This window comes from Rossellomorea sp. NPDC077527, from assembly GCF_044542955.1.
GTDB classification, from domain to species: domain Bacteria; phylum Bacillota; class Bacilli; order Bacillales; family Bacillaceae_B; genus Rossellomorea; species Rossellomorea aquimaris_E.
This window is the reverse complement of record NZ_JBITVL010000007.1, coordinates 12,531-30,908: the sequence shown is the minus strand read 5'-3', so window position 1 is coordinate 30,908 and position 18,378 is coordinate 12,531. Positions and strand designations below refer to the sequence as shown.

Annotated in this window: 23 protein-coding genes; 13 read left to right on the top strand and 10 right to left on the bottom strand. The window is 42.1% G+C overall.

Features of this window, described 5'->3' with window-relative positions:
• Window positions 1–194: 194 nt before the first annotated feature.
• On the top strand, window positions 195–452 hold the full coding sequence (locus ACIGG7_RS20210) for a helix-turn-helix domain-containing protein (protein WP_224944559.1): 258 nt from the start codon (window positions 195–197) through the stop codon (window positions 450–452).
• Here ACIGG7_RS20210 and ACIGG7_RS20205 read toward each other — a convergent pair.
• Entirely contained in the window at window positions 449–571 is a 123-nt protein-coding gene (locus ACIGG7_RS20205; RefSeq protein WP_224945060.1) for a sporulation histidine kinase inhibitor Sda, read from the bottom strand. The genes ACIGG7_RS20210 and ACIGG7_RS20205 overlap by 4 nt on opposite strands.
• A gap of 309 nt (window positions 572–880) precedes the next feature.
• Window positions 881–1,381, bottom strand: coding sequence for a phosphatidylglycerophosphatase A family protein (locus ACIGG7_RS20200; protein WP_224944556.1), 501 nt, complete (start codon window positions 1,379–1,381; stop codon window positions 881–883).
• Window positions 1,382–1,616: 235 nt separating this feature from the next.
• On the opposite strand from ACIGG7_RS20200, the gene yutH reads away from it, so the two are divergent.
• Both yutH and ACIGG7_RS20190 read left to right on the top strand, forming a co-directional pair.
• Complete coding sequence (gene yutH / locus ACIGG7_RS20195) at window positions 1,617–2,618, top strand: spore coat putative kinase YutH (protein ID WP_224944553.1); 1,002 nt, start codon at window positions 1,617–1,619, stop codon at window positions 2,616–2,618.
• A gap of 76 nt (window positions 2,619–2,694) precedes the next feature.
• Window positions 2,695–3,657 carry a 2-hydroxyacid dehydrogenase gene (locus ACIGG7_RS20190; protein WP_397550842.1) on the top strand — a complete coding sequence of 321 codons (963 nt, stop codon included), beginning with the start codon at window positions 2,695–2,697 and terminating at the stop codon, window positions 3,655–3,657.
• A gap of 55 nt (window positions 3,658–3,712) precedes the next feature.
• Here ACIGG7_RS20190 and ACIGG7_RS20185 read toward each other — a convergent pair whose 3' ends face one another.
• Window positions 3,713–3,949 (bottom strand): NifU family protein, encoded by a 237-nt coding sequence (locus ACIGG7_RS20185; protein ID WP_034763763.1) that lies wholly within the window; start codon window positions 3,947–3,949, stop codon window positions 3,713–3,715.
• A 198-nt stretch (window positions 3,950–4,147) separates the two neighbouring features.
• Between ACIGG7_RS20185 and ACIGG7_RS20180 the strand changes: the two genes are divergently transcribed.
• Together ACIGG7_RS20180 and ACIGG7_RS20175 are read left to right on the top strand one after the other, a co-directional pair.
• Window positions 4,148–4,474 (top strand): YuzD family protein, encoded by a 327-nt coding sequence (locus tag ACIGG7_RS20180; protein WP_224944549.1) that lies wholly within the window; start codon window positions 4,148–4,150, stop codon window positions 4,472–4,474.
• A 129-nt stretch (window positions 4,475–4,603) separates the two neighbouring features.
• A complete protein-coding gene (locus tag ACIGG7_RS20175) occupies window positions 4,604–5,812 on the top strand; it encodes a cytochrome P450 family protein (RefSeq protein ID WP_397550841.1) in 1,209 nt (402 codons plus the stop codon).
• Between the two features lie 92 nt (window positions 5,813–5,904).
• Here ACIGG7_RS20175 and ACIGG7_RS20170 read toward each other — a convergent pair whose 3' ends face one another.
• On the bottom strand, window positions 5,905–6,972 hold the full coding sequence (locus tag ACIGG7_RS20170; protein ID WP_224944547.1) for an NAD(P)/FAD-dependent oxidoreductase: 1,068 nt from the start codon (window positions 6,970–6,972) through the stop codon (window positions 5,905–5,907).
• A gap of 321 nt (window positions 6,973–7,293) precedes the next feature.
• On the opposite strand from ACIGG7_RS20170, the gene ACIGG7_RS20165 reads away from it, so the two are divergent.
• Window positions 7,294–7,536, top strand: coding sequence for a YuzB family protein (locus tag ACIGG7_RS20165; RefSeq protein WP_224944546.1), 243 nt, complete (start codon window positions 7,294–7,296; stop codon window positions 7,534–7,536).
• 160 nt (window positions 7,537–7,696) lie between these two features.
• On the opposite strand, the gene ACIGG7_RS20160 is transcribed toward ACIGG7_RS20165, so the two are convergent.
• Window positions 7,697–8,395, bottom strand: a complete 699-nt coding sequence (locus ACIGG7_RS20160) for a DUF2225 domain-containing protein (protein ID WP_224944545.1) — start codon at window positions 8,393–8,395, stop codon at window positions 7,697–7,699.
• A 219-nt stretch (window positions 8,396–8,614) separates the two neighbouring features.
• On the opposite strand from ACIGG7_RS20160, the gene ACIGG7_RS20155 reads away from it, so the two are divergent.
• A complete protein-coding gene (locus tag ACIGG7_RS20155) occupies window positions 8,615–8,977 on the top strand; it encodes a HesB/IscA family protein (RefSeq protein ID WP_224944544.1) in 363 nt (120 codons plus the stop codon).
• 51 nt (window positions 8,978–9,028) lie between these two features.
• Here the strand turns inward: ACIGG7_RS20155 and ACIGG7_RS20150 are convergent, their stop codons facing one another.
• The 3 genes from ACIGG7_RS20150 to ACIGG7_RS20140 all read right to left on the bottom strand — a co-directional run bounded on the left by ACIGG7_RS20150 (window position 9,029) and on the right by ACIGG7_RS20140 (window position 11,466).
• Entirely contained in the window at window positions 9,029–9,673 is a 645-nt protein-coding gene (locus ACIGG7_RS20150; protein ID WP_397550840.1) for an SDR family oxidoreductase, read from the bottom strand.
• Window positions 9,674–9,777: 104 nt separating this feature from the next.
• On the bottom strand, window positions 9,778–10,392 hold the full coding sequence (locus ACIGG7_RS20145; protein ID WP_397550839.1) for an FMN-binding negative transcriptional regulator: 615 nt from the start codon (window positions 10,390–10,392) through the stop codon (window positions 9,778–9,780).
• Between the two features lie 75 nt (window positions 10,393–10,467).
• A complete protein-coding gene (locus ACIGG7_RS20140; RefSeq protein ID WP_224944539.1) occupies window positions 10,468–11,466 on the bottom strand; it encodes an NAD(P)/FAD-dependent oxidoreductase in 999 nt (332 codons plus the stop codon).
• 877 nt (window positions 11,467–12,343) lie between these two features.
• On the opposite strand from ACIGG7_RS20140, the gene ACIGG7_RS20135 reads away from it, so the two are divergent.
• The 6 genes from ACIGG7_RS20135 (at window position 12,344) to ACIGG7_RS20110 (ending at window position 16,986) form a co-directional block, all read left to right on the top strand.
• Window positions 12,344–13,561 carry an NAD(P)/FAD-dependent oxidoreductase gene (locus ACIGG7_RS20135; protein ID WP_224945458.1) on the top strand — a complete coding sequence of 406 codons (1,218 nt, stop codon included), beginning with the start codon at window positions 12,344–12,346 and terminating at the stop codon, window positions 13,559–13,561.
• A gap of 73 nt (window positions 13,562–13,634) precedes the next feature.
• On the top strand, window positions 13,635–14,117 hold the full coding sequence (locus ACIGG7_RS20130) for an NUDIX hydrolase (RefSeq protein ID WP_397550838.1): 483 nt from the start codon (window positions 13,635–13,637) through the stop codon (window positions 14,115–14,117).
• Window positions 14,118–14,275: 158 nt separating this feature from the next.
• Window positions 14,276–14,401 carry a YuiA family protein gene (locus ACIGG7_RS20125; protein ID WP_172655674.1) on the top strand — a complete coding sequence of 42 codons (126 nt, stop codon included), beginning with the start codon at window positions 14,276–14,278 and terminating at the stop codon, window positions 14,399–14,401.
• Between the two features lie 162 nt (window positions 14,402–14,563).
• Window positions 14,564–14,890 (top strand): YuiB family protein, encoded by a 327-nt coding sequence (locus tag ACIGG7_RS20120; RefSeq protein ID WP_224945455.1) that lies wholly within the window; start codon window positions 14,564–14,566, stop codon window positions 14,888–14,890.
• Window positions 14,891–15,264: 374 nt separating this feature from the next.
• On the top strand, window positions 15,265–15,969 hold the full coding sequence (locus ACIGG7_RS20115) for a 3D domain-containing protein (protein WP_224945450.1): 705 nt from the start codon (window positions 15,265–15,267) through the stop codon (window positions 15,967–15,969).
• 126 nt (window positions 15,970–16,095) lie between these two features.
• Window positions 16,096–16,986 (top strand): fructose bisphosphate aldolase, encoded by an 891-nt coding sequence (locus tag ACIGG7_RS20110; RefSeq protein WP_224945449.1) that lies wholly within the window; start codon window positions 16,096–16,098, stop codon window positions 16,984–16,986.
• Window positions 16,987–17,056: 70 nt separating this feature from the next.
• Here the strand turns inward: ACIGG7_RS20110 and ACIGG7_RS20105 are convergent, their stop codons facing one another.
• Together ACIGG7_RS20105 and ACIGG7_RS20100 are read right to left on the bottom strand one after the other, a co-directional pair.
• The gene (locus ACIGG7_RS20105; RefSeq protein ID WP_397550837.1) at window positions 17,057–17,833 is read right to left on the bottom strand and encodes a cobalamin-binding protein; all 777 of its coding nucleotides are present in this window, start codon (window positions 17,831–17,833) and stop codon (window positions 17,057–17,059) included.
• A 10-nt stretch (window positions 17,834–17,843) separates the two neighbouring features.
• Window positions 17,844–18,323: a divergent PAP2 family protein gene (locus tag ACIGG7_RS20100; RefSeq protein ID WP_224945447.1), complete on the bottom strand. Its 480-nt coding sequence runs from the start codon at window positions 18,321–18,323 to the stop codon at window positions 17,844–17,846.
• Window positions 18,324–18,378: the final 55 nt, after the last annotated feature.

Here is an 18,378-nt window from a genome sequence, read left to right as displayed (position 1 = left end):
AATGAAGTGTAAAGGTATCCAACTAGGGTAAACATCAAAGGTAGTAGGGGACTATTAGCATTGATACCTTTTCAATTTCTAACTATTCTTTACGAATGTAAACAACTTTAAGAATGGAAGTCACTGTTTCTTATCTTGATTTACGGGAAACATCTACATCATTTCTAAAGAATTTTTAAAAGGGTAGTGAGGTAATGAGTATTACAGTTACAGTTACAGGACTTGTCGGAAAGAAAATAAGACACCATAGAAGAGCGAAAGAAATCACCATACAGGAATTAAGTCACAAATGTGGATTGACGGTTAATTATATTTCGTTGATTGAAAAGGGTGAAGCGAACCCGTCCCTGAACAAGCTGAATGCCATTGTATGTGCTCTGGACGTCCAGTGGGAAGACATCATGCCAACTTGTGAAGAACACGAAGAGATCTACAACCAAACGATTATCTAATGAACTAATTTTCTCTTTTTCATTTCTTGTTCGATCAGAGTGATGAATTCATTACTTAGTTTTAACTGTTTTGCTTTCTTATAGGCATCGATAAGGGCTTGATCACTTAGGCACTGGATAAGAATTCACCTCGATTATTTCTGGACATATGTAATATGGGGAATGCAGTGTCGTGAAAGTAACGGCCTTTATTGATGTTTCTATGCTTTAAGAATATTCCTCGATACAACTATATTGAATATAATTACAACTATAATTGTAATTATATAAAACAATTCAACAATGTGCAATCATTAAGTTAGTTAAAAGGATCTATTTTTGATGAATATGTAATCGATCGGGTTCAACCGTATAATTTATCCTTATGTACTTCTTCCATCACTAAAAATCAGACGACTTTGTCGTCTGATTTAAAACATTTTATACTTTCACTCTGTGCTTTTTGCCCGGTGTGCCAAACGGCTTGAAGCTGCTGCGGCGATGGCACCGACAATATCATCCAGGAAGGTATGGCACATACCCGAAGACTTATCATTCAATTTCTCCAGGATCCCCGGTTTTTGCTTATCAATATATCCGTAGTTTGTAAATCCAATCGAACCATACACATTCACGATGGAAAAGGCGAGTATTTCATCCACTCCGTATAATCCTTCATCCACTTCTACAATGGCCTGCAATGGCTCCATCAGCATCTTTTTCTCAGCTAATATATCAAGTTGAATGCCTGTCAGAATCGCATTCTGTACTTCACGCTTTGTTAACACACGTTCAACGTTGTAAACACATTCCTTTAATTCAAGATCAGGATGATACTTTTGTTGAAGGTACATGACTAATTGAGCGATATCTTCTATCTCCACGCCTCTTTCATGCAGCCATTTACGTGCTGTACTCTCTAATAAATCCATTGATTCTTTATCCTTCATCCTATTCACCTTTTTCTTTGAAAGATTGTAAAACCCCTATTTCGATTAGACGAAGCCTTGTTTTACTCATATGATTCCCTTTTGGAAAATAGACATAATAATAGCTTCTAATTTCATTCTTGCCCATCTCTGGTTTTGGATATTCATTTTGCATGAATCGTTCTCAAGCTATATAGAGTACAGGTTATATACGAATGGCGAAAAAGAACGGTCATTATAGATAGGAGAGGTCAGTATGTCTCAAGAGATTTTAATTAACCATTTTGGGTTGCATCCTGAGCGGGCATTCTACGATGGAATGATGGATCGTTATATGGTTGGGGGATTAGTATATAGTATTGTAGGCGTCTCGAATATGGAACAGGAAACCCTGGTGGAACTTTATAAATTGGCAGAGCATCTAAAAAGTGCAGGAGATCGCTATGTATCGACCTTTGTTCAGAGTAACGAAGGAAGATTTCTCGTAGTGGAGAAGGATAAGGATTATGTCGTCCTCAGGAATGAAACCATTCACTCTCCCCCAGATCAGAAGGTTGGCAGAAAGCTTAGTAAATTTCATTACAGGGGACGGACCTATGAAGAAAAGGTGGAAAAGATCAATCGCATGGGGCAGTGGAAAAGTCTGTGGGAGAAAAGGCTGGCACAGTTGGAGAAAGCGTATTATCAGGTTATCCAGGATCAGCCGGCTGATGAGTTTGAGCGCTTGTTTGTGGAAAGCTATCCTTACTACAGTGCATTGTCAGAAAACGCTATACAATATCTGGTGGATACAGAACTGGATGAAGATCCTCAGGCGGAGGATGCAGGGACCATTTGCCATGAACGGTTTCTGAAGTCCACATGGGGATCGGAAGTGTGCATTCATTTTCCATTTCAATGGGTATTCGATCACTGCACCCGGGACATAGCAGAGTGGGTCAGGGAACGCTATTTCATGAGGAGCCAGACGTTTCATCCAGAACTTCAAGAATTTATGAAGGAATATGAATCGATTACACCACTCTCTCCATTTTCATGGAGATTGCTGTATTCACGGCTTTTATTCCCCTTGCATTATTTTGAGTGCGTTGAGGAGTACTATATTTCACAATCAGAACAGAAGAAAAAAACAGTCGAAGAGAAATTGGAGCGTTATCTGAAGAACTCTCATCAATACGAATCATTTCTTTCTGATTTTTACCATATGTCAGAGGTTCCTGTGAAAAAGTGGGGTATCCCTCTGATTGCCTGGTTGTAACTCCCCAGCCCAGTAACGGGTGAAGCCTTCACTTTTATGCTAAACTGAAAAAAAGAAGTGAAGGTGGGGAATACATATGAAGCCATTCATCTACATTACACGAAAACTGCCTGAATCCGTCATTGAGCCATTAATGGATGAGTTCGAGGTGGATATGTGGAACAGGGAAGATGCACCTGTACCTAGGGACATCCTCCTGGAGAAAGCGGAAAAAGCTTCTGCCCTATTGACGATGCTGTCTGACAAAATTGACCGGGAACTCTTACAAAATGCTGACTCACTGAGGATCGTATCCAATCTTGCTGTTGGTTATGACAACATAGACCTTAAGGCGGCAAATGAAAAAGGGGTCACTATTACGAATACACCGGATGTTCTGACGGAGACAACGGCTGATTTGACTTTTGCTCTCTTGCTGGCTGTTGCAAGACGGATCGTTGAAGCTGACCGATACATAAAAGAAGGAAAGTGGAAAAGCTGGTCACCCCTTCTCCTGGCTGGTGCAGATATTCATCACAAAACAATGGGTATTGTCGGTATGGGTAGTATCGGTGAAGCTGTGGCAAAAAGGGCGAAAGGGTTCAATATGAATGTCCTGTACTATAATCGTTCACGGAAACACGAAGCCGAACAGAGTATAGGGGTACAATATGCCTTATTGGACGAGCTCCTTTCTCAATCGGATTTCGTTGTCATCCTTGCGCCTCTGAATCCTGAGACGGAGGGGATGTTCCAGGGAAACCAGTTCAAAAAAATGAAGAAAACGGCCATACTCATCAATGCGGCACGCGGGCCAATCGTAAATGAAGAAGAGCTTATACAAGCGTTAAAAAGGGGAGACATTGCAGGAGCTGGATTGGATGTATTTGAAAAGGAACCGATCAGTGAAGATCATCCTCTTCTCGCATTCGATCAAGTTGTCGCTCTTCCCCACATCGGAAGCTCTTCAGAGGATACCCGGTATAACATGATGACTCTATGTGTAGAAAACATCCAAGCCGTTCTAAAAGGAGACCTGCCGAAAACAGCTGTGAAGTAAAAAGAAAAAAAGCCTGAATCCAATGAAGGATTCAGGCTTTTAAGTCAAAACCGAATTAGAATACTTGCTCTACTTCAACGATTCCAGGAACTTCTTCCACTAATGCGCGTTCGATTCCTGCTTTTAACGTGATTGTTGAACTTGGGCAGCTTCCACAAGCACCAAGTAAGCGTAGTTTAACAATTCCATCTTCAACGTCCACAAGTTCACAGTCTCCACCATCGCGAAGTAGGAACGGACGTAATTTATCTAATACTTCCTGAACGGGTGCAATCATTTCGTTTTCAGCCATTATTATCTACTCCTTTCCTTACTATCTATTATAATGACATATTCGCAAAAAATCTATCAACCTGCAAACGATTGGGCATATCTTTTTCAAGAAATGTTTCCCAGAGGGTTGCCAAAGAGAAAATTGACTATTTTGGTTCCAACCATAATGTTTTTTTTGTAAAATAAACAAAAGAGGGAAAACAAAGGGGAGAATCATATGGAGCGTAAGCCGGTTGAACTTTACGTTTACGGGGCGGAACTACTCTGTCCAAGCTGTGTAAACTTACCATCATCGAAAGAAACGTATGAATGGCTAGAGGCTGCAGTGAGCAGGAAATATCCGAATCAGCCATTCGTGATTAAATATGTGGACATTCACAATCCGCCCGAAGAAGAATCTGTTAAGCAGTTCGCCACGAGGGTGATTGAAGAAGATATGTTCTATCCGATTGTATTATTGGAAGGAAATATTGTCGGCGAAGGAAATCCCCGTTTGAAGACGATTTACTCTGAACTTGAGAAGTTTGGATATAAAGCGGTTTAAGCTGTAAAACCAATTTCATTTATGAAATTGGTTTTTTTTGTGCCGATTTAAGGCTGTGAATTGAAGCCTGATCGTCCTTATCATATACTGATGAAGAAGATTGACTAGTCAGTTAATTAGAGGAGGGGCATGATGAATTCGTTTGAATCAGTATTTCAGTCCAACTTTAAAAGGGGAGCATACCCATTCTATTCCCACTTAAGAAAAACAGATCCGGTGTTTGCAGCATGGGAAGATGGGGAGCATACGACGTGGATCGTATCAGGGTATGAAGATGTGTTAGAGCTATTAAAAACTTATTCTTTTATCAAAAATCAATCAAAGGTGTTTCCGAATTCTGAGGGGAATCATGATTTACCCCTAGAAGCAAGGGTGTTTCAGCACATGATGCTCGACGTCGATCCACCTGACCATACAAGACTGAGAAAGCTTGTGCAACCTTATTTCAATCCTAAAAAAATTCAAGAGCTTTCACCCAGGATTGAGGCTATCGCCGATCAACTCATCGATGAGATGAAGGTGAAAGAAGGCGTTATAGATCTGATTGATGACTTTGCCTTTCCGCTCCCGATTATCGTCATTTCGGAACTTCTTGGTGTCCCGACAGAAGATCGAGAAAAGTTCAGGCGTTGGTCCAACACCATCGTGTCAGCTTCGGACAATATGGATACTGATTTTCAGGGGGACGTGAGGGAATTCATTGAATATTTGACGCTCTTGCTTAAAGAAAAGAAAGAAAACCCTAAGGATGATTTGATTTCCAATTTGGTGTTGCATGAGGAAGAGGGGGAACAGTTAACCGAAGATGAACTGTATTCAATGATTATTCTTCTCATCATTGCCGGACATGAAACAACGGTCAACCTGATAGGGAATGGAATGTATGCTCTCTTCGAACATCCAGATCAATTAGAGAAGCTGAGGATGAATCACTCATTCATTGAGACAGCCATTGAAGAATCACTTCGCTTCTATAGTCCGGTTGATTTCTCTACTGCACGTTGGTCTGCGGAAGATATGGATTTTAAGGGGAAACGCATCAAGAGAGGAGACATGGTACTGGCCTCGATTTCATCTGCCAACCGAGACGAAAGAAAATTTGAAGATGCAGGTACATTCGATGTGACTCGGAAACCCAATCCTCATATGGCCTTTGGATATGGAATTCATTTCTGTCTGGGAGCGCCCCTTGCAAGACTTGAGGGAAAAATAGCCTTTGAGAAACTACTGAGTGCCTTTCCGGCCATGAAAATGGTGGGGAATCATGATGAATCCAATTGGAGGGATATGTTCCTGCTTAGGGGACTGAGGGGCTTATACGTGGAACTGGATGCATGAGTATCTACATAAGGCTGTTTTTCGAATGAAAAGGGTCTTTTAAGATATGAACAGTACAAAACCCCTACTGTTGAACAGTAGGGGTTTTATTATCATCCATTATGATATTTATACATCCACAACACACCGGATTTCAATAATCGTGCGACCCGTCCTGTTATAGAGCGCTCGTTGACAAGTCCGAAACCATGTTTCTTTCCGAGTGATCCCAGAATCCCCTTTAGCTTGATCTTCGGCAATTCTGCAGGGAGCTCTTCGTTATTCCAGCGTTTCAATAAAATGGTCACGATTTGTTCTGCCTGTCCTTCAGCAAGCTGGGCACTTGGAGCTTGAGGAAGACTTGCGCAGTCACCGACTACATATACATGTTCATCCTGGGGCAGATTATGATACTTTGTCAGGGTGACGCGACCGCTTGCATCTTTCTCGACTTCCATATCACGAACGACCTTGCTAGGCTGGATTCCTGCAGTCCAAACAATGGCATCACAGAAAATCTGCTCTTCGTGGTTATGTAGCGTGTTCGGCTCCACTTTCGTAATATTGGAATTGTTTACGATTTCGACGCCGTTTTCATCAAACCATCCATGAACGTAAGAGCTTAAACGTTCCGGGAATGCATTGAGGATACGCGGTCCACGGTCGAATAATTTAATCTTCAGATCAGAACGGCTTTCCCGAAGCTCACTGGCAAGTTCAATTCCGCTTAATCCAGCTCCCACGATACCAACAATGGAACCTGCAGGAAGATTACACAGCGTTTGATACGTCTTACGAGACCTCTCAATCGTTTGAATCGAGAATGTATGTTCATCTGCACCGGGAACATTGTGATACTTATCTTCACAACCAAGTCCAATGACAAGGTCATCATAAGGAACGGGATCCTGATCTTTCATTTGGACGAGTTTATTTTCCATATCAACGCCTGTGATATCTCCATAAACATATGATAAACGGCTATGTTCCGGGAATGATACACGTACATGTTGATCTGAAATCGTTCCGGCAGCTAAGGCATAGTATTCTGTTTTCAGGCAGTGATAAGGATTTCGATCAATCAGGGTAATCGATACGTCTTCTGGTAGTTGGTTGGGTAATAAGCGAAGAAGGACGCGCATGTTGCCATATCCTCCGCCAAGCAGCACTAATTGTTTCATAGAAATTTCCCCTTTTGCACTCTACATTATTGTTGAAATAGTGTGTTTGTAAATGATTTATATCCCATAATGGTAAGGGACAGGATTTAAAGGACATTCAGGCCAAAACGAGTCCTGACAAAGTAAGCATTTTCAATATGAAGCATAATTCGAGTGAATTCTACATAAATAAACCTATTAACATTAAAAGTATATCGAAATAAAGGTCTTTTCACAACAGAAATAAGCGAAAATGTTCACAATCTGTTATACCATTACATGGAATGCAATTCATTGACGAAGGTGATAAAAAAAGGTAGCATAACAAAGAGTAGTGAGGTGATGGAATTGAAACCTATTATAGAATTTTGTATAAGCAATCTTGCTAGCGGTGCGCAAAAAGCGCTTGAGATATTAGAAAGAGACCCGAACCTTGATGTCATTGAGTACGGATGCCTGGGTTACTGCGGAAAATGCGCCCAATCGTTTTATGCTCTCGTCAATGGGGAGGTCGTAACAGGCGACACGCCTGAAGGACTTGTGGATGAGATTTATCAATTCCTTGAAGACAACCCGATGTTCTAAGGAAAAGCCGGCCTGACCGGCTTATTTTTTTTGTCTTTTGGAGGGGAAAGAGGATGGATGAGAATCTTGATCAAGATCACTTCGGATGAAAATATTTGTGAATCCTACTGCCCTGGAATATACGAAAGAACACTAGTGGAGCGTCCACCAGTGTTCTTTTTTACATGGATTTAGATTCTTTATATACTTCCCGGATCTCGTACCAGCGTTCCCTTGCCATATCAATGATCTTCGGTTCAGTCGACAGATGTTGCTTCCCGATGACTTTAGAAAGATAAATAACGGATTCCTCGATTTTATTCTGTCTCCTCAGTAATTCGGCAATGATGTATAAAAGCTTTGTTTCGGACATCAGAAAACCTGAGGTACCATCAGTCATATAGGCATCTATGTACTCATGCGTAGCAAGGTTAATAAAACGCCTTTCCTGTTCTTGATCATCCGTCTTCCGGTAGAGCCAGGCAGTCCGAAGATATAACCCTGCAATGGTCAACTTTTTCTCCTTTTTAATCAAAGCGCAGTAAGCAGCCAGTTTATACGTGTTGATCGCATCTTCATATGACCTGAGCTTCCCATAATCCTGGGGCTTCCAGTGCAGACTGATCTTCTCTTCCAGTTCAGTCTTGAGTACGGGAGGTATGTAAGCAGTGAAGTCATCTGTATATGAAAATCCGCATCTTGGGCAAACCGATACGTTATAGAGCATAGGATTTATTTCATCTGATTGATACAGGGGACAAAAGTCACTGTCGTAACCTGTAAGCTTTACAAAACGGGAACGTATCTTAGTCGTACTGTAGGAATGTTTACACGAAAGACATTGTGTCTTTTTATCATAAAAGGGCGTCACCACCGTCATGAATACCACCTCGGAATAGGGACTATATACCTTATTATAACGTGGTAATATAGAAGTGGACTAGTGTTTTTTTTAATATAGATGAGTAAAAAGTTGTGTTTAGTTAGAAAATTCATAAAATTATCCTTCCAAATATTCACCAAAGCTCCTTTGGTTGAGTAGTAAAATAGAAAGGAGTATACTAAGTAATAAGAAATGAAAAGGTTGGGGGTGTAGTGAATGAGTGAAGTTGTCATTCTAACAGAAGCCGCTGCCCTTCAGATTAAAGACATGATGAAGGAACATGACGAAACAGATGCCATGTTACGTGTAGCGGTAAAAGGGGGAGGCTGTAGCGGCCTTTCTTATGGTATGGGATTTGAACATGATCTTCAAGATGGAGATGCCACGACAGAACAGCACGGAATCAAGCTGGTCGTGGCAAAAAATGATGCTGCCATCCTGAACGGTACGAAAATAGATTACAAGCAGTCCATGATGGGCGGTGGATTCACAATCGACAATCCGAACGCCATCGCGTCATGCGGGTGTGGTTCATCGTTCGTGACAGCGACGAATAAGGGAACACCTGAAAATTGCTAAACATGGAAAAGGGACGGACCTCGGTTTATGAGGTCCGTCCCTTTTTTTAGGTTAATGGATATTTTTCAGCGCATCTGCGATAGGTGTGTCTCCACTTAAGATTTCGAATACTTTGTGGTTCGTTTCTTCGGTGGTCAATGAATCTACGATCACTTTCGCAACATCTGCGCGGGGAATGTTGCGGCTTTTGTCCGTGATGTTCAGGGCCGCTTCAATCTTACCTGTTGCATCATCGAAGGAAAGGGCCCCCGGTCGGACGATCGTGTAGTTCAAGCCACTTTCTTTCAAATGGGCATCCGCTGCTTCTTTTGCTTTTAAGTAGAACTGTATTTCGTCCGGACCGCTTGACGGATGATCGGCTCCCATGGAACTGAGCATCACGAAACGCTCGATCCCCATTTTTTTCGCATAGTCCACAGCTTTTTTGGCACCTTCCTGGTCGATTGCCAGAGTCTTATCATCACCAGTCGATCCTCCGCTTCCGGCAGCGAAGATAACGGCATTCACATTTTCAAGGGCATAGGAAAAGTCCTGCTCAAGATCAGCGATGATCGGTCTTGCGCCCAAGTCTTCCATTTCCTTTGCCTGTTCTGTTTTTCGAATCATGGCCCTTACGAAATGCTGACTGCTGCCTGCAAGTTCTTTCACTATATGACGGCCGGTGTGGCCATTTGCACCAATAACTAATACATTCATTTCATCCATCATCCTTTATCCTGAGTTTTTTGTCCTATTATTGGTCTACCCATTCGGTGTGAAAATAAACAAAACCGTGGGCCTGGATGAAATGTAGGACATCATTATTTCAATTGGATGTTCTTCTTCATAAGAGAGGCAATCTTCTGGCTGTTTTCATCCTGGATTTGTTCCAAGTTCTTAATGACCCGTTGTTGCCTTTCCAAAGGGTGATTCTGACTAAGTTTGGCTTTCCCTTCGATGGATTGGATAGGAATTTTAAATCCGACAATTCCTTTTCTTAACCCGCTCTGGAGCTTTTCATCGACACGATCCAATGAATATGGGCTATTGGAGAGTTCATATTTCCTCACTAGAGTCGAGAGGGAATGGATGGTATCAGCTTCATCATCCAACAGCTCAAGCTTCCCGTACACATGTACCGCGACATAATTCCAGGTGGGTACGGTTTGATCGGATTCATACCATGATGGGGAGATATACGCATGAGGACCATGGAAGACAACAAGCATCTCCTTTCCTTCACTCTCACGCCACTGTGGATTGGCTTTGGCAAAATGACCATAAAGACATTGCGATTCTCTGTCTAAATAGAGAGGTAAATGGGTGGCAAAAGGTTTACCGCAGTTCTCAGAAAAGACGATGGCGAAACCATTTTCTTCTACGATGGAATAAAGGGTTTCTTTATCATGAATGAGGAACTCTTTTGGAATGTACATGGAATGTCTCCTCCTTAAATTGAAAAAGGGGCTCAGGAATCAATTTCCTGAGCCTCCTGAATAAGAGCCTGTCGTTTAATCAGTAAACATGGACGTACTGTGCATTGGCTGCACTCTTGCCTTTGGATCCATATACGCTTTCGCATTATTGACCGCTGTCGGGGCTTCACCAAATCCACTCGCTATGAGCTTGACTTTCCCATCATACGTACTGATATCACCTGCAGCATAAATACCCGGAATATTCGTTTCCATCCTTGAATTGACCACGATGGAATTCTTCTCGATCTCAAGCCCCCAATCTTTGATAGGACCGAGGGACGATACAAAGCCGAAGTTGACGATTAATTCATCAAGGTCGATGATTTCCTTCTCGTCGCCTTTTGTCTCTTCCAATACGAGCTGATTAATCTTATCCTCATCGACCACCAATTCAGAAGGGACAAAGGGTGTTTTCAGCTCAACCGTGGAATTGTGTAGATTCTCCACACTATGCTCGTGTGCCCTGAATTTATCGCGTCTGTGCACGAGATAGACTTTCTCAGCAATCGGCTCGAGCATCAATGCCCAATCCACTGCAGAGTCCCCGCCGCCGCATATGACCACTTTCTTGCCCCTGAAATGCTCCAGGTTATCAACAAAGTAATGAAGGTTTTTCCCTTCGAACTTCGAAGCATGCTCGAGTTCTAGACGTCGGGGCTGGAAGGCACCGTTTCCTGCCGTGATAATGATGGTCTTAGAGAAGTGGACTTCTTTATCCGTTGTCAGCTTAAACATGCCATCAGCCTGTTTCTCTACACCTTCGACTGCCTGCTCCAGACAGATCGTCGTTTCGAATTTCGCCATTTGTTCCTTAAGATTATTGACCAGATCCTGGGCTTTCACCTTAGGAAAACCGGCAACATCATATATGTATTTTTCAGGATAGAGAGTAGCCAGCTGGCCCCCGAGTTGTGGTAAGCTTTCGATGATCTTGACCGATGCTTTTCTCATACCACCATAGAACGCCGTGAACAATCCAGTCGGACCGCCGCCTATGATCGTGATATCATACACTTTCTGATCTTCCTTCAACTAAATCCCTCCAACCATTTAGATGTGCTTCACTTTCATTTATTCTATCATATCGACCCCGATTCTACACAAGATTGACATCATTATTATGAATAATCAGTATATTTCCCTTTTCGGCACTTTGCCTTATGTTTGTCGCCTTCGGGCAAAGCCCTTCCTCTTTTCATTGTCCAGCTCCAGGGGCTTGGGGCTCGAGGTCATAAGCCAAATCAACCAAAAAGGAAAAAAAACGCCTTTCCGGCATGTTCGCCTTATGCTTGTTGCCACTGAGCTAAGCCCTTCCGCTTTTCTGATTGTCCAGCTCCAGGGGCTTGGGGCTCGAGGTCATAAGCCAAGTCACCCAAAAAGGCAAAGAACGCCTTTCCGGGTGACTCGTCTTATGCTTGTCGCCCCAGGGCAAGCCCCTTCCGCTTTTCTGATTGTCCAGCTCCGGCGGCTAGTCCCTCTAGGTCATAAGTCAAATCAACCAAAAAGGAAAAAAACGCCTTTCCGGCATGTTCGCCTTATGCTTGTCGCCACTGAGCTAAGCCCTTCCTCTTTTCTAAATATTCTTAAGAATTCAATTTCCTATATATATCTTGAAAATGCACGGTAAAAAGAATAAGATGTAATGTAGGCATATTTGTTAAGAATTTATGACAATTTTCGCATAACTATGGAGTAGTTCGTGAAATACGTCACATACTTTTGTTTTTATATTTTTCATACAGTATTTTTCCTCTTAGAATGATGGAAAACATCGCGTTTAGTTTGTTTTAGTTTCTTTTTTATAGGGAAAAAGATAATAGCTTCAGATTGAACGGGATAAAAACGCATAATGTGGAGGACTCTAAGAGTATCCAAAGCAAATTTATCAAAAAAGGTGGATGTGATTCAGTTGAGAAAGCCAAGAATCGTTGTATTAGGTGCAGGTTACGGTGGATTAATGACGGTTACCCGTTTGCAAAAACAGTTAGGTACGAACGAAGCAGAAATTATTTTAATTAATAAAAATGATTATCACTATGAAACCACTTGGTTACATGAAGCTTCTGCAGGTACGCTTCATCATGATCGTGTACGCTACGATGTGAAAGATGTCGTCAATACGAGCAAAGTAAACTTCTTACAATCTACTGTTGAAGACATTAAAGTAGAAGAGAAGAAAGTTATCACTGCTGACGGCGAAGTTGAATTTGATTACCTGGTCATTGCATTAGGTGCAGAATCTGAAACATTCGGAATTCAAGGCCTCCATGAGCATGCATTCATGATTTCAAACATCAACTCTGCCCGTCAAATCCGTGAGCATATTGAATTGCAATTTGCTACGTATAAGAACGAAGAAGAAAAGAACGATGAACGCTTAACAATCGTTGTCGGTGGAGCTGGTTTCACTGGAATCGAATTCTTAGGTGAATTAGGTAATCGTGTTCCTGAACTATGTCATGAATATGATATCGACCGTAAGAAAGTACGCATTGTGTGTGTAGAAGCTGCACCAATGATCCTTCCTGGATTCGATCCTGAGCTAGTGAAATACGCTCGTGCCAAGCTTGAGAAAAAAGGTGTTGAATTCCATATCGGAACTCCACTTAAAGAAGCGAAAGCAGACAGCGTTCTTATCGCTAAAGGTGAAGACGAAGTGGAAGAAATCAAAGCTGGTACGATTGTATGGGCTGCAGGTGTTCGTGGTAACTCCATCATCGAAAAAGCAGGAATCGAGAACATGCGTGCCCGCGTGAAAATCAACAGAGATCTTCGTGCACCAGGACATGACAACATCTTCATCATCGGTGACTGTTCATTGATGATTAATGAAGAAACGGAACGTCCATACCCGCCGACTGCACAAATCGCTATGCAACAAGGTGAAGTTTGTGCCCGCAACATCGCTGCTTTACTTCACGGTAAAGAAGATCTGGAATTGTTCACTCCAGACATTAAAGGAACAGTATGTTCACTTGGTGAAGACGATGCAATCGGTGTTGTATACGGTAAAAAGATCACAGGAACAAAAGCTTCTTTCATGAAGAAGGTAGTCGATAACCGTGCGCTTTACATGGTTGGTGGACCATCACTTGTCTTCAAAAAAGGAAAATTCAAGTTCTTTTAAGCAATAAATGATGAAAATGAAAAGCAGGGTGGATTCCACTCTGCTTTTTTTAATGCAGGCGGAGGTGCATTTTATGAAAAGGGGAAAGGTTTGGCTGGCCGTTGCAGGGTTGGTCATAGATGAAACGGGAAAATGGCTGGTGGTGAAGAAGAAATACAGCGGCTTGAAGGGGATGTGGTCTCTTCCGGCAGGGTTTGTCAACGCTGGGGAAACAGTTGATGAAGCAGTGATAAGAGAAGTGAAGGAAGAGACCGGAATACATACGACCATTAAAGGGATCATTGGCGTGAGGTCAGGAGTGATTCAATACGACATCAGTGATAATATGATGATCTTTTTGTTGGAAAATAAGAAAACGTCTTCCATTAAAATAGAAGAAGCTGAATTATGGGATGTGAAGTGGATGTCGCCTCATGAATTATTGAAAGATGATAAAACATCCGTCATGGTTCACGAGATGATCAAACGGATGGGATCACACCACACATTAAACGGAATTGAAGGGATCAATCCCGGAGATCAATTCGCCTACACTCGGTATCGTTTATTTTTATAAAATTCTGTAAATTTTAAGAAATAAAGAGATAATGAAAGAAAAACACAAATGTATTCGCTTTCTTAGAGGTACATCCCCTTTATTGTCCCTTTTCTTTATAAGAGATAGATGATATATTATCAGAAAATTAAGAAATTAAAGAAAAGGGAGAGGGAATAATGAGAGCTACTGCAAGTACTAAAACGAAATATTGTCTTTACTGTTCAGGAAAAGGATACTTTCAGTTAGTATTGGGTGGTTCTGAAACGTGTCCGTGCTGCGGCGGCAGTGGGAAACAAAAATAAACCCTATAGAATACAAGAAGGCAGACCTGTTTATGGGTCTGCTTTTTTATGTTCGTAGGAAAAATAAGTTTATTTTGTGAATTAGCTACAAATCTTTCCTGAAAATATTGACGCTTTCATTTCCCTCGAGGTACACTATTATTTAGTGTTTATGGAGGTGCAATGGATCAAATGCCTATACATGTAATGATTATTTCGATGCTCCTATTTTTTGTTCTCTTTTTCGGAATAGGCTTTTTGTTGAATATGTTATTGCGTATGACCTGGATCATGGCAATCATTTATCCGATTGTCGTTATCTTTATCGTGGACGAAGTTCGTTTTATAGATTATTTCAGGAATGCAGGAGAGTCTTTTTCAGAGCTAGGTACGAGACTCAGCCATCTAGCTGTTGCAGACCTCGTGATTTTAGGAAGCGGTCTCGCAGGTGCCATCCTTTCTGGAATCGTGATGAGAATATTAAGAGCAAAAGGATATCGAATGTTTTAACACCATCCGTTTGACCGGGACATCCATCCCGGATTGAACGGATTTTTTTATGGAAGTATATTGTTTGTTGAAAATACTAGTTGTATGAAACACTTAGTGATATGGTTTGCAAATACTCTGTTAACAAGTGCCTGCAGCGAAAAGCAAAGGTCTCTGTATCTTCGTAACCACCTAAAAACTAAGCTCTTTATAAAAGTATTTTAGTGGTAGGAACATGCTAGTTGAAGCAAGGAATAGCCAGTTTATTAAGAGAGTATTTCACAAAATGAAATACCAAATAAATTTCCAAATATTGAAACTATTCGATTTTTTTATCAATTTATGCATATATCTCCTCCTGGTTGGGAAGTATTAAGGGTGGGAGGAGTGAATACATGAATCTGTTTAAACTTTGGACAAAGAGATTCGTCATGGTCAGTCTGTTTATCCTTGCACTCGGAACGACTTTTCAATCAGTATCTGGAGTAGAGGCTCAAACCTTCAAAACCTGGTTGATGGAAAAGGGAGACGCTGATCAAACAACTCTGGACTATAAAGAGCATAAGACAAGTCCCTTAAGCTTGTCATTGAAGTTTCTCAAAAGGTTTACTGGGTACGAGACAAAAGTGTCGGCGAGTGCTTCTGTCAAACCTGCTACGTTGGAAGAATCCGTGGATTGGGATCAATATACGAAGCATAAGGTAGTGGCAACAGGCTATACTGCCGGAGTAGAATCGACCGGAAAGGACCCGGGACATCCCCTCTATGGAATTACATACTCAGGAGTGAAAGTGAAGCGTGATCTGTATTCTACGATTGCAGCCGATATTTCCGTTTATCCCATCGGTACGATCCTATTCATCCCCCATTATGGATATGGGGTCGTTGCGGATACAGGGAGCGCGATCAAAGGGAATAAATTGGACCTTTATTATGAAACCGTCGACGATGTCTATAATGAATGGGGCAAGCAGACACTTGACGTCTATGTGATCCAGATGGGTTCTGGTGAACTATCCGAACAGCAATTAACGGCCCTTAATGAAAATAAGTCCATGCAGGTGTTCAGGCAGCAAATATTATCACCTGAAAAAGAATAAACGAAGGCACGCGGTTCCATGATGAACAGCGTGCCTTTTTCATTTGCCTATTCTCCACTATGCAGCAGTGTTTGAACATTTGAAAAAGGGGAAGAGTAAAATTAGATTCAAAGAGGAGTGGATACCATGAACAAAAGTCAATTTGACAAAATGAAGAACGGAAAAGGATTCATCGCAGCCCTGGACCAAAGCGGCGGCAGTACCCCTAAGGCATTGGCGGCATACGGCGTACTTGAAGACTCTTATTCCAATGAGGATGAAATGTTTGATAAGGTCCATGAAATGCGAACGCGAATCATCACTTCCCCTGCCTTTAGCCCTGACAGCATTCTGGGTGTCATCCTATTCGAACAAACGATGGACAGTGAAATCCAAGGCCAATATACAGCAGATTACCTTGCTGATAAAGGCATCGTACCCTTCTTAAAAGTGGATAAGGGGCTTGCCGAAGAGAAGGATGGCGTCCAGCTCATGAAACCGATCAACGATCTGGAAGAGACTCTCAGACGTGCTAATGAACGAAACATATTCGGTACGAAAATGCGCTCGGTCATCCATGAGCCGGACAAGAACGGTATCAAACAAGTAGTACAGCAGCAATTCGAAATCGGAAAACGTATCATCGCTGCCGGTTTGGTTCCGATCATCGAACCTGAAGTGAATATCCATAGTGAACAAAAGGAAAAATCCGAAGAAATCCTCTGCCATGAATTGATAGAGCACTTGAACAATCTATCAGAAGGGGAGGACGTCATGCTGAAGCTCACTATCCCGACGAAAGCGAATGCTTATAAAGAATTGATCGATCACCCGCGCGTTGTGCGAGTCGTAGCACTTTCAGGCGGTTATTCGCGTGAAGAAGCGAATGAGAAGCTGAAAGAAAATGACGGCATGATCGCTAGCTTCTCCCGTGCCTTGGCTGCTGACTTGAATGTGAACCAATCACAGGATGAGTTTGATGCAGCATTAAAGAAGGCTGTTGATTCGATTTATGAAGCATCGGTTCATAAGAAATAATCTTTATAACAAAAACATGCCCGCTTTAAATGCTTAGCGGGCATGTTTTTTAAAAAGGATTCCTTTTCTATCAATATAGATCAGGGTGCAGCAAACGGGCAAGTTTTTCCGCCCCTTTTATAAGAAGGGGAGATGGCCTGCAATAAAGAGCTTCCTCCAGAACGAATATCCTTTCTTTCTTTACGGCATCCAATTCACTCCACCCTGGCCGTTTCTTGACAATCTCAGGCTTTACCTTGCTTTGCTGTACACCTACCCAAGCGAGGCAAATATAATTCGGATTCCGCTTCAATACGTCATCCCAATCCGTTTGCACACTGGCTAGTTCCACATCTTGAAACAGGTTCCGTGCACCTACCATTTCGCTTAACTCGGTTAACCAGTTGATGTTACCGGGGGTAAAGGCAGGTTTGGGCCACCATTCCCAATAGAGTGTTGGAGGGTTTGTGACCCCTGCACCGATGGCCTTTAAGCGATCGACTTTACGGATGAAATCCTGATGACGAACATTGGCATGTGCCTCGATTCCACATGCTTTTCCCACAGTCAAAAGATCCTCTGCAATGTCAGCGAAACTCTGAGGGTTCAGGGTGATGTGGGGAATGCCCCTGTTTTCCAATTCTTCTATATTCTTTTCCATACCGGGTACGCTCAATGAAGAGAAAACCAAATCAGGATTCAATGATTCGAGTTTATCCATATCAATGGAGAGATCCGGTCCAAGCTGTGGAAGGGACTTTACCTCTTCCGGATAATCAGAGTAATCATCGACTCCAGCAAGATAAGGAGTCAATCCGAGGTAATCGATGATTTCGGTATTACTTGGGCAAATGGAAACGATTTTCATACTCACACTCCTATGCGATAAATAGATAATGAAGAAGAAGCGTCAAGATGATCCCGGAGAGTCCTCCAAAAAATACTTCGATGGGTTTATGACCCAATAATTCCTTTAATTCCTTGCGCTTTTCTTGCTCAGGCTTATTCTGCCAGCCTTTTGCTTCTGACATGAATCTCTGGAAGTCCACCATCAATTGATTCAGCACAATCGCCTGTTCCCCTGCCTGCCTTCTGACACCAGTCGCATCAAACATCGTGATGATGGCAAACATGGCAGATACCGCGAAGATGGGAGAATCCATTCCCACTTCAAGAGCAACCCCGGTGGTTAATGCCGTCACCGCTGCAGAATGGGAACTTGGCATTCCGCCTGTCGAGGTAATCAAAGACCAATTCAATTCCCTCGTCGCGATGAATTGTATGGGAACCTTAACGAACTGAGCAAAAAAGATGGAGAATAATGATGCCCATAATGGAAAATTAAACAGTACTTCCATGCTGTGAAATGCCACCCTTTCAATTGTTTGAATAAAAATAATGTTCTCATTATAT